At 58.8% G+C, this 15,026-nt stretch carries 13 protein-coding genes and 1 other RNA gene; all 14 read left to right on the top strand.

What is annotated here, in order from left to right:
- The first annotated feature begins 40 nt into the window (after window positions 1–40).
- The 14 genes from rsmI to EYC82_RS08010 all read left to right on the top strand — a co-directional run bounded on the left by rsmI (window position 41) and on the right by EYC82_RS08010 (window position 15,025).
- The gene (rsmI, locus tag EYC82_RS08075) at window positions 41–871 is read left to right on the top strand and encodes a 16S rRNA (cytidine(1402)-2'-O)-methyltransferase (RefSeq protein WP_279249029.1); all 831 of its coding nucleotides are present in this window, start codon (window positions 41–43) and stop codon (window positions 869–871) included.
- Between the two features lie 81 nt (window positions 872–952).
- Window positions 953–1,308: RNase P RNA component class A (gene rnpB, locus EYC82_RS08070), an RNA gene on the top strand.
- Between the two features lie 378 nt (window positions 1,309–1,686).
- Window positions 1,687–2,142, top strand: coding sequence for a division/cell wall cluster transcriptional repressor MraZ (mraZ, locus tag EYC82_RS08065; RefSeq protein WP_279249028.1), 456 nt, complete (start codon window positions 1,687–1,689; stop codon window positions 2,140–2,142).
- Window positions 2,143–2,151: 9 nt separating this feature from the next.
- Entirely contained in the window at window positions 2,152–3,069 is a 918-nt protein-coding gene (rsmH, locus tag EYC82_RS08060) for a 16S rRNA (cytosine(1402)-N(4))-methyltransferase RsmH (protein WP_279249027.1), read from the top strand.
- A 48-nt stretch (window positions 3,070–3,117) separates the two neighbouring features.
- Window positions 3,118–3,417, top strand: coding sequence for a cell division protein FtsL (ftsL, locus tag EYC82_RS08055; protein WP_279249026.1), 300 nt, complete (start codon window positions 3,118–3,120; stop codon window positions 3,415–3,417).
- The gene (locus EYC82_RS08050; protein WP_279249025.1) at window positions 3,414–5,132 is read left to right on the top strand and encodes a peptidoglycan D,D-transpeptidase FtsI family protein; all 1,719 of its coding nucleotides are present in this window, start codon (window positions 3,414–3,416) and stop codon (window positions 5,130–5,132) included. Before ftsL ends, EYC82_RS08050 begins: the two co-directional genes overlap by 4 nt.
- The gene (locus EYC82_RS08045; RefSeq protein ID WP_279249024.1) at window positions 5,132–6,622 is read left to right on the top strand and encodes a UDP-N-acetylmuramoyl-L-alanyl-D-glutamate--2,6-diaminopimelate ligase; all 1,491 of its coding nucleotides are present in this window, start codon (window positions 5,132–5,134) and stop codon (window positions 6,620–6,622) included. The genes EYC82_RS08050 and EYC82_RS08045 overlap by 1 nt, the downstream gene beginning before the upstream one ends.
- Entirely contained in the window at window positions 6,619–7,974 is a 1,356-nt protein-coding gene (locus EYC82_RS08040; RefSeq protein ID WP_279249023.1) for a UDP-N-acetylmuramoyl-tripeptide--D-alanyl-D-alanine ligase, read from the top strand. Before EYC82_RS08045 ends, EYC82_RS08040 begins: the two co-directional genes overlap by 4 nt.
- Window positions 7,975–7,977: 3 nt before the next feature.
- Window positions 7,978–9,060 (top strand): phospho-N-acetylmuramoyl-pentapeptide-transferase, encoded by a 1,083-nt coding sequence (mraY, locus tag EYC82_RS08035; RefSeq protein ID WP_279249022.1) that lies wholly within the window; start codon window positions 7,978–7,980, stop codon window positions 9,058–9,060.
- 12 nt (window positions 9,061–9,072) lie between these two features.
- Window positions 9,073–10,431, top strand: coding sequence for a UDP-N-acetylmuramoyl-L-alanine--D-glutamate ligase (gene murD / locus EYC82_RS08030; protein ID WP_279249021.1), 1,359 nt, complete (start codon window positions 9,073–9,075; stop codon window positions 10,429–10,431).
- The gene (gene ftsW / locus EYC82_RS08025; RefSeq protein WP_279250667.1) at window positions 10,431–11,579 is read left to right on the top strand and encodes a putative lipid II flippase FtsW; all 1,149 of its coding nucleotides are present in this window, start codon (window positions 10,431–10,433) and stop codon (window positions 11,577–11,579) included. Before murD ends, ftsW begins: the two co-directional genes overlap by 1 nt.
- Entirely contained in the window at window positions 11,579–12,673 is a 1,095-nt protein-coding gene (murG, locus tag EYC82_RS08020; protein ID WP_279249020.1) for an undecaprenyldiphospho-muramoylpentapeptide beta-N-acetylglucosaminyltransferase, read from the top strand. The genes ftsW and murG overlap by 1 nt, the downstream gene beginning before the upstream one ends.
- The gene (gene murC / locus EYC82_RS08015; RefSeq protein WP_279249019.1) at window positions 12,666–14,105 is read left to right on the top strand and encodes a UDP-N-acetylmuramate--L-alanine ligase; all 1,440 of its coding nucleotides are present in this window, start codon (window positions 12,666–12,668) and stop codon (window positions 14,103–14,105) included. The genes murG and murC overlap by 8 nt, the downstream gene beginning before the upstream one ends.
- Window positions 14,102–15,025, top strand: coding sequence for a D-alanine--D-alanine ligase (locus tag EYC82_RS08010; protein ID WP_279249018.1), 924 nt, complete (start codon window positions 14,102–14,104; stop codon window positions 15,023–15,025). Before murC ends, EYC82_RS08010 begins: the two co-directional genes overlap by 4 nt.
- Window position 15,026 lies beyond the last annotated feature (1 nt).

Raw genomic sequence — 15,026 nt, 5'->3', positions numbered from 1 at the left:
AGGCCCCGCGCTTGGGGTGCGAACAGTATAAGGGGAATTCGTGGAATCCGGGCTTTATGTTGTTGCCACGCCTATCGGTAACTTCGGTGATATGTCACAGCGCGCGGTAGACGTGCTGCGACAGGTGGACCTGATCGCGGCAGAGGATACCCGTCACAGCAGGCGCCTGCTGCAACACTTTGGTATCGATACGCCGCTCATGGCGTACCATGATCACAGCGATGACCGGGCGTTGCGGCGCATTCGTGGGTGTTTCGAGGCGCATGAATCAGTGGCGCTGGTGTCCGATGCGGGGACACCATTGGTCTCTGATCCAGGGTATCGGCTTGTGCGTTGTGTGCAGGACGAAGGGCACAAGGTTTTTCCTATACCGGGGGCCTGCGCGGCTGTTGCTGCTCTCAGCGCGGCGGGCCTGCCAACAGACCGGTTTCTTTTCGAGGGTTTTTTACCCGCCAAGCGGGGTGCCCGCGAGAATCGTTTGCAGGCACTACGGACAGAGTCGGCCACGTTGATTTTTTACGAGGCACCGCATCGTATAGTGGACACTCTCGAAGCGTTGGTGGAGGTATTCGGGCCCACGCGCGAAGCGGCCCTGGCGAGGGAAGTGACGAAGCTTTACGAGACCATCCGGCGATCGCCATTGTCGACACTGGCGCAGTTTGTGCGAGAGGATAATAATCAGCAAAAGGGTGAAATTGTGCTGTTGGTCACGGGCGCTTCCGCGCGCGAAAGTGAGCTGGATGCCGATGTGGCCTCCCTCCTGATTCGACTTGCACAGGAGCTGCCCGCCCGACGGGCGGCAGCCGTGGTGGCGGAGCATACCGGGCTGCGCAAGAAACAACTCTATGACTACCTGTTATCACTGAAGTAACGCTTGTGCGCTTGGGTTTGCCGCGTGGATCTCGCGTCGGGGCAGCTTGCTCTTGCCGATGCGAGCGCGTACTCTTGGCGCCGAGTCGGTCAGGCGATCGCTCTTCAGTCACTTCGGTGAATGGAGGGAGGAAAGTCCGGGCTCCACAGGGCAGGGTGCCAGGTAACACCTGGGGGGCGCGAGCCTACGGAAAGTGCAGCAGAAAGGAAACCGCCGCCGCAATTGCGGCGGTAAGGGTGAAAAGGTGCGGTAAGAGCGCACCGCGCGGCTGGTGACAGGCGTGGCGATGGTAAACCCCACTCGGAGCAAGACCAAATAGGAATCCGTCAGCTGCGGCCCGCAGTGGATTCGGGTAGGTCGCTACAGGCAGGTGGTGACACCGGTCGCAGATGAATGATCGTCCACGACAGAACCCGGCTTATCGACCGACTCGATTCATTTCTTCCTCTATCCCTTGCATCTATTGCGCTGATTGCCCGGCGGCGTCAGTGAGCAAAAGGGATGTGTCAGGCCTCTCTTATAACAAAAAAGAATCAATAGAATTTTTTTTATAAAAATATAGACTTTAAGTTCATGTGAATCATTAGGAAGACAATTTAGGAGACTGTTTTCATTTTCTATTTTAACAATCATACGCGAGCCCGGCGCAGCAAATCACGCTAGAATCACTGTAATTAGCTGAAATCACAACGTTTTTTCCCTCTCTCTCCCTTGACACTTTCTCTCGTGCGGCCCTATAGTGTTGAAAAGTGGAAATAAGTGGGATTTATTGGCTTTTTGTGGGTTTGTAAAGCCATTCAGGGTGGGAAAACGTCGTGTTTCGTGGAGTACAGCACATCAATATGGATGCCAAAGGGCGGCTGGCGATTCCTGCGCGCCAGCGCGAGCCTCTGCATTCTGAATGTGCCGGCTGCGTGGTGGTAACCATCGATACTATGGCGCCCTGCCTCACGGTCTACCCGCTGCCCGAGTGGGAGCGCATAGAAAAGGAAATCCAGGCTTTGCCGGCACTCAAGCCCGCGGTGAAACGATTCCAGCGCCTGATGCTGGGATATGCCACGGACCTGGAGTTGGATGGCAGTGACCGCTTGTTATTGCCCCCGCCACTGCGCGAGCACGCAAAACTGGATAAGAAGTTGGTTCTGGTAGGGCAGGGCAATAAGTTGGAGGTGTGGTCAGAGGCGCTGTGGTTTGCCGAGCGGGATGAGGCTTTGCGGGATTCTGACCCCGAAGCTGAATTACCCGACGAACTGATGTCCCTGACGCTGTAGGTGGCTGATATGCATCAGACGGTGTTGTTGCAAGAGGCGGTCGATGCTCTGGTAACAAACCCCGGTGGATTTTATGTCGATGGTACGTTTGGTCGCGGGGGGCATACGCGTTGTCTGTTGGACCGGTTGGACGGCGGTGCGCGGGTGCTGGCAGTGGACAAGGATGAGGCCGCCGAAACCGTGGCCAGGGCGTTGCAAAGGAGCGAGCCTCGATTCGAGTTTTTCCGGGGATCTTTCGCTCAGCTTCCCCATCAACTGCGCCGCATGGGGATCGACGCGGTTGATGGCATTTTACTGGATCTGGGCGTATCCAGTCCGCAGTTGGATGAGGCCGAAAGGGGTTTCAGCTTTATGCAGGATGGTCCACTCGATATGCGTATGGATACCAGTCGCGGTGAGACGGCGGCGCAGTGGCTATCCCATGCCGAACTAGCGGATATCGCAGGGGTGTTAAAGGAGTATGGCGAGGAGCGTTTCGCCCGTCGCATTGCCACGGCTATCGTGGCTGCGAGGGAAGAGGCGCCGATAGAAACGACCAGCCATCTCGCCAGTGTTGTCAGTGCGGCTCACCCTCGCTGGGAGAAGCACAAACATCCGGCCACTCGATCGTTTCAGGCGATTCGGATCAAGGTAAACAGTGAACTGGATGATCTGCAGGAGTTTCTCTCGCTGGCACTGGATATGTTGCGCGTTGGCGGGCGTCTCGTGGTGATCAGTTTTCACTCGTTGGAGGACAGGCGGATCAAGCGGTATATGCGCGACAAGGCCAGAGGCGACGATTTGCCTCGAGGCGTTCCGGTGACTGAGGGGGCGTTAAACAAGCGCATGCGCTTGGTCGGTCGGGCAGTCAGGGCCAGTGAGGCAGAGGTGCAGGCGAATGTGCGGGCGCGCAGCGCAGTGATGCGTGTGGCAGAGAAAATAGGCTGATAAGCCAGAGGTAGAGACGCCAGGGTGACCAGGGAGCATAAGACAGGGATGAGCAGTGAGCGGGCCGTGGGGTCTGTATCGGCGCGGCTGGCAATCGCCAACGTCATTGTTGTCGCATTCGTCCTGGTGTCAGCGTTTGGCACCATCTACTCGACTCATGCCTGCCGGGGGCTGTACGCAAATCTGCAGGTTCTGGAGCACTCCCAGTGGTATTTGCAGGAAGATTATGGGCGGCTGTTGCTCGAGCAGAGTACGCAGGCGTCCCACTACCGCGTTGAAAAAGTCGCACGGGGTGAGCTCGATATGGTGGCCCCCGAACCGTCTCAGTTCAAGGTGGTGTCCAAGTGAGGCGCGCCGAACGCCAGCCGCTTTCGCTGTGGCGTTTCTATCTGGTGGTTGTGTTGCTGTGCTGCCTGCTGGTTCTGCTGGTGTGGCGTGTGTTGTCTCTGCAAATTTTCGACATGGAGCGCGGTTACGCGTTCCTGCAGGATCAGGGCGCAAACCGTTCAGTGCGCACCGCGGAGATTCCCGCCTACCGCGGGGTCATAACAGATCGCAGAGGTGAACCACTGGCCGTCAGCACGCCCGTGGTGTCCATATGGGTTGACCCAGGTGTCCTGAATGGTGCAGAGGACGTGGCTCGGCTGGCGGAGGCGATAGGTCAGCCAGCCGGTGTTTTACGCGAAAAAATCGAGCGTTTTAAATCGAAGAAATTTCTCTACGTGTTGCGTCACCAGGTGCCTGCCCGTGCGCGCGAAATAATTGATATGGGTATTCCGGGCGTCCACGGGGAGCGCGAGTATCGACGCTTCTATCCCGCGGGGGAGGTGGCTGCGCAGTTGGTTGGCTTCACTAATGTAGACGGAGAGGGAATTGCGGGACTGGAGCTGGCTTACGACGACTGGCTGCGTGGAACGCTGGGTAAGAAGCGATATATCAAGGACCTGCACGGTGACATAGTGCGAGATATCGGGGTGCTGCAGCCCGCAGTGCCGGGTAAGGATCTGGCACTGAGTATCGATTTGCGCATGCAATACGTGCAGCATCGTGAATTACAGCGCGCGGTCACGGCGTTGGGGGCTGAGTCGGGCACGGTGGTGACGTTGGACAGTCGTACCGGAGAGGTCCTGGCAATGGTCAATTACCCGGTCTACAACCCTAACGGGTCCAAGTCCGGCAGCGCGGCAAGTCGACGCAATCGCGCGCTAACCGACACGTACGAGCCGGGTTCGACCATGAAGTCCATGACACTTGTGGCGGCCCTCGAAAGTGGTCTGTATACGCCACAGACAATGATCGATACATCGCCGGGGCGTATTCGGGTGGGTCCCAAAGTCTACCCGGACCCGCGCAATTACGGCGAAATCAGTGTGGCACGGGTGTTGCAAAAATCCAGTCAGGTCGGTGTAACCAAGATCGCAGTGGCGCTGGGCCATGAGCCTATCCGAGAGGTGTTTGGCCGCTTCGGTATCGGTGTTGCCCCCGGTACCGGGTTTCCAGGAGAAAGTGCTGGCAGCCTCCCCAATCGAGCACGCTGGTATTCAACGGAAAAAATTGCCCTGGCCTTTGGCTATGGCATTACGGCAACACCGCTGCAGATCGCGAGTGCCTACACGGTGTTTGCCAACGGGGGAGTGCGACCGCCTGTCTCCTTGCTGGCGCTGGAGGGTCAGGTGCCTGCCGGGGACCGTGTGATATCTCCCGACATGGCTGAGCAGCTCATGAGCATGCTGCATACTGTCACCATCGAGGACGGCACTGCGCGCAAGGCCCGGGTCTCTGGCTACCGGGTGGGTGGTAAGACCGGCACTGTCCACAAGGTCGGCCCCCGCGGTTACGAAGACAATAAGTACGTGGCGTTGTTTGCCGGGGTCGCGCCGGTTGATGATCCGCGCATTGTGACCGTCGTTGTGATTAATGATCCCAAGGGTGAGCGGTACGGTGGCGGTGCGGTCGCGGCGCCGGTCTTTTCTGCGGTAACCCGGGCCACCCTGCGCCTTTTGAACGTGCCTCCGTCAGAGTTTGAGACAACGAATGTCGCTCTGGCTGGAGGCGTACTCTGATGATGGCGTCGGCAGCGGTGGGTGTTCCCACAATGGCCCTGCCGGAATTACTTGATATTCGCAATACGACGGGCGCTGACACCATGATCAGCGGTTTGCAGCTGGACAGTCGTAAGGTGCGCCCGGGAGATTTGTTCCTGGCGTTGCCCGGCGACGTGCATGATGGCCGGCAGTTTATCGAGCAGGCTGTCGCCAACGGCGCCGCTGCGGTGGCGGCGGAAGCGCCGGTTGCAGGTTTTCTCGATGCAATCCCGGTGCCTTTGGTCGAGTTGCCTGATTTGCGTTTTGAATTGGGTTCGCTGGCGGCCCGATTTTATCGTAATCCCAGTTCGCAGCAGCACGTGACAGGGGTAACTGGTACCAATGGCAAAACCACGACCAGTCGCATTATCGGGCAATTAACCCGTGCGCTGGGAAAGCCTTGTGGAGTGATTGGCACACTGGGTGCGTCTCTTTGCGATGACGTGGCCGCAGCTCGCAATACAACGCCGGATGCAATTTCGCTGCAGCAGCAGCTGGCGGACTGGCTGGAACAGGGCGTGCTCGCAGTCACTATGGAAGTATCGTCCCACGCGTTGGCGCAGGGGCGCGTCAACGGTATGTGCTTTGAAACGGCTGTCTATACCAACCTCTCTCACGATCACCTCGATTATCACGGCAGCATGGAGGCCTACGGTCGCGCCAAGTTACAACTGTTTACCAACGAGCATCTGCGCCACGCGATTATTAATGCAGATGACGATTTCAGCCTGCGTGTCCGCGATGCGGTGGTGCAGGAGGCCGATGTGTTGACCTACTCGATTCGCGGCGCCGCCGCCGATGTGCGGGTAGAAAACGCGCGCTTTGGTGTCGACGGGGTGCACGGTGAGTTCCATACGCCCTGGGGGCAAGCCGAGTTTAGCAGTCCTCTTGCCGGTGATTTTAATCTGGCGAACATGGCGGCGGCGGTCACTGCGCTGGTCGTGTCTGGAGAAGATCTTGGCGCGGTGCTGCAGTCTGTCGTGGAACTGAACCCTGTTCCCGGGCGCATGGAAACCGTGCCCAATCGTGAGGGTTTGCAGGTGGTGGTGGATTATGCCCATACGCCTCAGGCGCTGGAGGATGCGCTGCAGGCCCTTCGCTCGCAGAGTGACGGTGAGTTGGTGTGCGTATTTGGATGCGGCGGTGATAGAGACGAGGAAAAACGCCAGTTGATGGGGCGGGTAGCCTGTCGTCTTGCAGATCGTGTGGTTGTGACCAGCGATAATCCACGGAGCGAATTACCGGGGCAGATTATGGCGCATATCGAAACTGGCTGCAGTGGCGATTACGCCCTGATGGAAGATCGCGGTCAGGCGATTTCCATGGCAATTGCTGGTGCTGTGTCTGGCGACTGCATATTGATTGCCGGTAAAGGTCATGAGGAATACCAGCAACTAAATGAGAAGCGTATTTACTTCAGCGATGTGGCTGAGGCGTCAAAGGCACTGGCGGGGAGGTCGAGCAAATGATGCGCGCACTGACTCTGGCAGAGCTTGAGTTGCCGCTGGCGGGTCGTCTGCTCGGTGCTGACCAGGCGTTCAGCAGTGTCTCGACTGATACGCGCAGCGCAAAACCGGGAGAGCTGTTTGTGGCCCTGCGCGGAGAGCGCTATGACGGACATGACTATCTTGAGGGGCTGGAAGTGGAGGGCATTAGTGCTGCGCTGGTAAGCCGTCGAGCGGACGTGGGGATGTCCCAGTTGCTGGTTGAGGATAGCCAGTGCGCGCTCGGAAAGCTGGGCGCCTACAACCGTGATCTATATCGGGGACCGTTGGTCGCAATCACCGGCAGCAGTGGCAAGACTACCGTGAAAAATATGGTCCACGCGATTTTGTCCCAGACGGGTGACACCCTCGCAACGCAGGGCAACTTCAACAATGAAATTGGTGTGCCTCTAACCTTGCTTCGCCTGCAGCCTGCCGTGGACTTCGCCGTAGTCGAGATGGGTGCGGCCAAAGCGGGTGATATCAAGTGGCTGTGCAGCCTTGCCCGGCCCACGATCGCGCTTTTGCTTAATGCCATGCCGGCTCATCTGGAAGGCTTTGGCAGTGTTGACGATGTCGCCACTGCCAAGGGCGAAATATTCGATGCGCTGGGTCAGGGCGAAACAGCGGTGATTAATGCAGATCAGCCTTGGGCGAGGCAGTGGCGTAAGCGCGCCGGTGACGCCCGTGTGATTGATTTCGGTGTCGAGCAGCCGGCAGCTGTCAGTGCACGGGATATCTGTAGTCGCGGCCTGAAGGGGGTGAGCTTCACCGCGACCACTCCCGCAGGCGATATGGCGATGCGCCTGGCCTTGCCGGGTGTGCACAACGTGGCGAATGCGCTGGCGGCAATCGCCGTTGGGCTGGCATGTGATGCACCACTGGCGAGTATTCGAGATGGTCTGGAGTCGCTTTGTCCTGTGAGTGGCCGTTTGCACGTTACCACTGCGGGCTCGGGGGCGGCACTGGTGGATGATTGTTATAACGCCAACCCCGGTTCTGTGCGCGCGGCAATCGACATGCTGGCGGCTTGCCCGGGCCGGCGCACGCTGCTGCTGGGAGCCATGAAAGAGCTGGGGGATCGCAGTGCCGAACTGCATGAGGAAATCGGCGCCTATGCTGCGCGGGCAGGCATCGAGCAGCTTTGGGGTGTAGGCGCCGAGCTGCAGGCGACGGTGACATCTTTTGGCCAGGGTGGTCACTTCTTCGACGATCGAGGGGCGATGATTGCGCAGTTGCAGGGCCGATTCGACGCCGATGACACGGTACTGGTCAAGGGCTCCCGCAGCGCGGGAATGGAGATCGTTTTGCAGGCATTACAGGCGCAGGGGGGCTGATGTATGTTGTTGTGGTTGGCTGATTACCTGACGCAATTTTACAGCGGCTTCCGTGTGTTCCAGTACCTGACCCTGCGCGGCATTCTCGCTGCAGGTACTGCGTTGAGTATTTCCTTGTTGGTAGGCCCCAGCATGATTCGCCGTCTGCAATATTTGCAGGTGGGGCAGTCGGTGCGCGACGACGGTCCGCAGAGCCACCTTAGCAAGGCGGGCACGCCGACGATGGGTGGCGCTCTGATGCTGGTGGGGATCGCCTTTTCGACACTGTTGTGGGGAGACCTTGGAAACCCCTACCTGTGGCTTGCCCTGTTGGTGACTGCCGGATTCGGTGCGGTTGGCTGGGTGGATGATTACCGCAAAGTGACCGCAGGCAATTCACAGGGTTTGTCCGCGCGCTGGAAGTATTTTTGGCAATCATTGATTGGCCTATCCGCGGCGCTGTATCTCTACCTTGCATTCGACACACCGGTGACGACACAGTTGCAGATACCCTTCTTTAAGGATTTTGCCTGGAGCATGGGTCCCTTGTTTATCGTGTTGACATATTTTGTCATCGTGGGGGCCAGTAACGCGGTCAACCTGACAGATGGTCTCGATGGCCTCGCCATACTGCCCACGGTACTGGTCGGAACGGCTTTGGGCATCATCGCCTACCTGACTGGCCGGGTGGATTTTGCCGACTATCTGCACATTCCCTATGTCGCCGGCAGTGGTGAGCTGACGGTATTCTGTGGCGGGATTGCCGGCGCTGGCCTGGGGTTTCTGTGGTTTAACACCTACCCGGCGCAGGTTTTTATGGGCGACGTCGGCGCTCTGGCGCTGGGAGCTGCCATGGGTACGGTGGCGGTTGTTACGCGTCATGAAATTGTCTTTTTTATTATGGGCGGCATTTTTGTGCTGGAGACCGTTTCGGTCATCATGCAGGTCGCGTCCTTCAAGCTAACGGGCAAGCGCCTATTCCGCATGGCGCCCATACACCATCATTTCGAACTGAAAGGCTGGCCCGAACCCCGAGTGATCGTGCGGTTCTGGATTATTACGGTCATGTTGGTCCTGTTTGGACTGGCGACCCTTAAGTTGCGATAGGCGAGAATGAAAGTGGCCGAGCAGAGAGTGGAGGATCCTGAGTACCGTGTCATCGTAGGGCTTGGCGCAACCGGTCTGTCCTGCGCGCGGTATTTGAGCCGGATCGGTCTGCCGTTTGCTGTCGTAGACAGTCGGGCGGCACCACCGGGACTGAGAGAGCTTAGGGCAGAGATGCCCGAGGTGCAGTTCTACGGTGGGACATTCCCGATTGAGGTGATGGCGGGAGCGGCGGAGCTTGTTGTCAGTCCGGGGATTCGCCTGGATGATCCGGATTTACTCGAGGTCAGCCGCCGCGGTGTCAGCCTGGTGGGTGATATCGATTTGTTTATGCGCGAGGCCCGGGCGCCTGTGATTGGTATTACCGGATCGAACGGCAAGTCGACCGTCACCGAGCTCGTCGGCCAGATGGCGATCGATGCCGGCCTGGACGCCGGGGTGGGCGGCAACCTCGGTACGCCGGCACTGGACTTGCTATCTGTGAATCGTGAGTTGTATGTGCTGGAGTTGTCCAGTTTTCAGCTGGAGCGTGCGGGTCAATTGGGCCTGACGGTTGCGACGGTGTTGAATGTAAGCGCCGACCACCTCGATCGTCATGGCTCCATGGCGAACTATCGTCAGGCCAAGCACCGCATATTCGAAGCCTGTGAGACAGTGGTGACTAATCCGGATGACGCGTTCACCGTGCCGCTGAAGGGGCCTTCGACGGCGCGAGTTGCCTGGCGCATGGGTGTGCCAGGAGCGGGCGAGTTTGGCTTGGGTGTCTGCGGGTCAGAGGACTACCTGATGTTCGCAGAGCAGCCACTGCTGCCATTACAGGACCTTGGTTTGGTCGGTTTTCACAATGTCGCCAACGTGCTGGCCGCGCTGGCATTGGGGCATGCCGCAGGTCTGCCTCTGGCCAGCATGATCACAACCGTGGGGCATTTCCGTGGGCTGCCCCATCGCAGTGAGCAGGTCGCAGAGCTGGCGGGCGTTCGCTATATCAATGATTCCAAAGGGACAAATACCGGCGCTACTGAAGCGGCCCTGCGCGGCCTGGGCGGCGACAGGGATGTTCTGTTGATCGCCGGCGGGCAGGGCAAAGGTGCTGACTTCACCGAACTGCAAGCGGCGGTAGCAAAGCACTGCAAATTAGTAGTGGCGATAGGAGAGGATGCCGCCGCGATAGAGCAGGCTTTGTCTGGTAGTGCGCTGGTTGTTTGTGCCGGGTCTATGGAAGAGGCCTTTGCTGTCGCGTCGGGACGTGCGGAACACGGCGATACGGTACTTTTGTCACCGGCCTGCGCCAGCTTTGATATGTTCAGTGGCTATGTGGAGCGCGGCGACGTCTTCCGGGGCCTGGTCCAGCGGCGACAGGAGGGCAGTTTGTGATGCGCTCTAGCGGGAACCTCGCACTACTAGCGTCTATGGATAAACCCCTTGCGCTCTCTGCCCTGGCCCTGATGCTGGTTGGCCTGGTGGCGATCAGTAGCGCTTCTATCGAGTACGCCGAGTGGCATTTCCAGAATCCCTGGTTTCACACCCAGCGACACCTCACCTATCTGATAGCGGGACTGGCCGCGGCAGCGACCTGTTACTGCGTGAAAACCGAGTACTGGCAAAGAACCGGATGGTGGTGGTTGATCGCAGCGCTGGTGCTGTTAATGCTGGTGTTGATACCGGGTGTGGGTCGCGAGGTTAACGGCAGTCAGCGCTGGTTGCCGCTGGGACCTTTTACGCTGCAGCCCTCCGAGTTCGCCAAGCTGGCCGTGGTGGTCTACCTGGCGGGTTACATGGTGCGCAGGGAGGATGAGGTAAGAGAGCAAATCAGCGGGTTTGTTAAGCCCATGGCAGTGTTGTTTGCGACCACTCTGCTGCTGTTGCTGGAACCGGACTTTGGCGCGACGGTCATCGTCGTCGTTACAGCCTTTGGTATGTTGTTTCTTGCGGGTGTGCGGTTGATTCACGTTCTGGCTATCGGATTGGCTGCGCTGGGAGCCCTGGTGCCGTTGGTGATGATGGAGCCTTATCGAGTCAAGCGTCTCACCGCCTACCTGGATCCCTGGGCCGATCCCTATAACTCCGGATTTCAATTAATCCAGTCGCTGATTGCTTTTGGTCGCGGCGAATGGCTGGGCGTGGGGTTGGGTAACAGCGTACAGAAATTGTTTTATCTGCCCGAGGCACACACCGATTTCGTCTTCTCCATCTGGGCCGAGGAAACGGGATTTGTTGGGGCGATGATCGTGATTGGGTTGTTTGTGGCCCTTATTGGAAAAATCTTGTGGTCTGGGCGCATGGCCTTGCTGGCGGGCAATGCTTTTGGCGCTTATATCTGTTTTGGCGTGGCACTGGTTTTTGCAGGACAGGCGTTTGTCAATATGGGGGTCACCTCTGGCCTCTTGCCCACCAAAGGATTGACTCTGCCCTTTGTCAGTTACGGTGGCAGCAGCCTGCTTATTTGCTGTGCCATGTTGGGAATGGTTTTGCGCATTGCACGCGACACCCGTATGGCGCCACGCAACAGGAGGGCTTCCTGATGGGTGCGTCGAAGCCTTTAGTGATGATGATGGCAGGTGGTACCGGTGGCCATGTTTACCCGGCTCTCGCTGTGGCGACTGAGCTGTTGTCCAGGGGTTATCGCGTGGAATGGGTTGGAACCGCTCGTGGTCTCGAGCACCGTGTCGTTCCCGCCGCCGGTATTCAGCTGCATTGCCTGGCTGTGCGTGGCGTGCGCGGCAAGAGTCTGTTGCATAAATTGCTGTCACTGGTCTGTCTGGCTCTGGCCTCCCTGCAGGCTTTGTGGCTGGTGCTGCGACGGGCGCCGCGCTGTGTTGTGGGTATGGGGGGGTATGTCGCGGGGCCTGCGGGTGTCGCGGCCTGGCTGCTGCGCAAGCCGCTTGTTATTCACGAACAGAATGCAGTCGCGGGTACCGCTAACCGCCTGCTGGCGCCGCTGGCCAAACGCGTGCTGTCCGGCTTTTCAGGGGCCTTCGATGACAGGATAGAAAGTACGGTGGTGGGCAATCCTGTGCGGCGTGAAGTGCTGGCCGTGCGAGACCAGGCAAGCTATGACTTTGAGGGCCAGCGGTCGCTGCATCTTTTGGTTGTCGGCGGCAGTCTGGGGGCGCGTCCTATCAACCAGGTCGTCCCGGGTGCGGTGCGTCGCCTGGTCGCGGAGGGAGTGTGTATCTCGGTCTGTCACCAGACGGGTGAAAGCGGCGAGCCCGACGTGCGATCTGCTTACGGACCTTTATGTGCCGCTGAGGTGAAGGTTGTTCCCTTTATTGAGGATATGGCGGCGGCGTATGCGTGGGCAGACCTTGTACTGTGTCGCAGCGGCGCCTTGACTGTGGCGGAGTTATCTATCGTGGCTCGGCCCTCCATCCTGGTGCCATTACCTCATGCGATCGACGATCACCAGACAGCCAATGCACGCTCGCTGACGGACTGCGGTGCGGCATTACTGTTGCGGCAACAGGCGATGGATGAAGACAGCGTGATGGCTGTCCTGCGGGAGCTGCTTGCAGAACCCGCCCGCCTGAAGCGCATGGCAACAGCAGCGTATGGCGCTGCCACTCCCGATGCCGCAAGACGCGTGAGCGATATCTGCGAGGAGTTGATCTATGCCTGAGCAGAAAAACGCCTACAGTGTTCCGGAGATGCGTCGCGTGCGTCGCATCCACATGATCGGCATCGGTGGCTCGGGTATGAGTGGCATCGCGGAGGTGCTGGTCAACCTGGGCTACGAGGTTGCGGGTTCTGACCTGCAGAAATCCGCAGTCACCGAGCGTCTTGCCGGGCTGGGTGTGGACATACGCTTTGGTCACGCGCAGGAGAATATCGGTCGTGCCGATGTGGTGGTCAGTTCCAGTGCTGTCGATGAGCAGAATCCAGAGGTCATAGCCGCGCGCAGTGCCAGAATTCCCGTGGTGCGTCGAGCGGAAATGCTGGCTGAGTTGATGCGCCACCGTCACGGCATCGCGGTTGCGGGCACTCACGGCAAGACGACGACGACGAGCCTGATCGCTGCGGTGTTAGGCGAGGCGGGACTGGATCCTACTTTCATTATTGGGGGTCTGGTGAACAGTGTGGGTAGTAATGCGCAGCTGGGTGCTGGAAGTATTCTTATTGCGGAAGCTGATGAAAGTGACGCCTCGTTCCTGCATTTGCAGCCGATGGTTACGGTCGTGACCAATATAGAGGCGGATCACATGGAAACCTACGGCGGGGACTTTGCTGTTCTGCGCCGCACATTTCTAGATTTTCTGCACAACCTGCCCTTTTACGGGGTCGCCGTCCTGTGCATTGATGACCCCGTGGTGCGCGAGATGCTGCCCGAAATAGCCCGTCAGGTGATTACCTACGGCTTTGCCGAGGATGCAGACTATCGCATCACAGACATGCAGCCCAACGGGATGATGACCGCCTTTACCGTGCATCGACCCGGGGATGTTGCGCTCATTCGCGTGACGCTGAATATGCCGGGCACGCATAACGTACTCAATGCCACTGCCGCGTTGGTGGTTGCCAGTGACCAGGGGATTCAGGACGCGGCTATTACAGGCGCCCTATCCGGATTTGCCGGGGTCGAGCGTCGCTTCACGCGAATAGGGCAGATCGCTTTCCCGGGCGGTAACGCAGAGCTTATCGACGATTATGGCCACCATCCTACCGAGGTCAGGGCGACGCTTGAATCTGTCCGGCAGGCCTGGCCTGGGCGGCGTGTTGTCATGGTCTATCAGCCGCATCGGTATTCTCGCACACGCGACTTTTATGAGGATTTCGTAGCGGTCCTGTCTGAGTGCGATGTGTTGATTTTAATGGATGTCTATGCGGCGGGTGAAGAGCCTATAGCAGGCGCCGACAGTCGCAGTCTCACGCGCAGTATTCGCTCGAGGGGGAAGCTGGAGCCCGTTTTCGCAGAGAGCGTCGAGGATGTGCCTGAACTGTTAAGTGGTCTGGTGGAGGAGGGTGACGTCGTGGTTACTCAGGGCGCGGGCAGTGTGTCTCGCCTTGCACAGGCGCTGGGATCTCTGCATCTGAAACAGGGGTCTTTGCTATGACCCCGTGTATACCTGAAGGAATGCGGGTTGCGGTGATGTCCGGGGGGAGCTCCTCGGAGCGGGAAATCTCTTTGCAAAGCGGCCAGACCGTCCTGCAGGGACTGCATGCCGGGGGCGTCGATGCGTCGCCGGTAGATCCTGCTGAGCCGGGTTGGGTCGACAAGCTGCAAGACGTGGGGCTGGTTTTTATCGCCTTGCACGGTCCGGGCGGTGAAGACGGCAGTATGCAAGGCGCGCTGCAGGCGCTGGGTTTGCCCTACACAGGCTCAGGTGTCCTGGGCTCCGCTCTGGCAATGGATAAACAGCGCAGCAAGCAGTTGTGGCAGGGCATAGGGGTGGCCACGCCCGGATTTGCCAGCCTGCATGCAAAGACTGACTGGCAGGGGGTAGTCGCACACTACGGCACGGTATTCGTCAAGCCGGCACGGGAAGGCTCCAGCATCGGTATGAGCAGGGCGGACAGCGCGCAGTCGCTGCGGGCGGCGTTTGAGCTGGCCAGCGCTTACCCGGGAGACGTGCTGGCGGAGCAGTTTGTCGATGGACCGGAATATACCGTCGGCGTGTTGGGCGGGCGGGCATTGCCCTCGATCAGGTTGGAGACGTCTAACGAGTTTTACGACTATGAGGCCAAGTACCTGTCAGACGAAACCGGTTATCACTGTCCCAGCGGTTTATCGGATGAGGACGAGACAGAGATCAGCGCTTTATCTCTCAGGGCGTTTCATTCTCTGGGCTGTTCGGTTTGGGGGAGAGTGGATGTGATGCGTGACAGTAGCGGCAGGTTCCAGGTACTCGAAGTCAACACGGTGCCTGGTATGACATCGCATAGCCTGGTGCCTATGGCAGCGGCACATGGCGGTATGAATGTACCTGATTTGTTGCACGGTATAGGCGGCTTGAGCCTGAAGGAGGAACGCTAGG

This window comes from Candidatus Marimicrobium litorale (assembly GCF_026262645.1).
GTDB lineage: Bacteria > Pseudomonadota > Gammaproteobacteria > Pseudomonadales > Halieaceae > Marimicrobium > Marimicrobium litorale.
The sequence above is the reverse complement of the archived record's forward strand: the minus strand, read 5'-3'. Positions and strand labels throughout refer to the sequence as shown.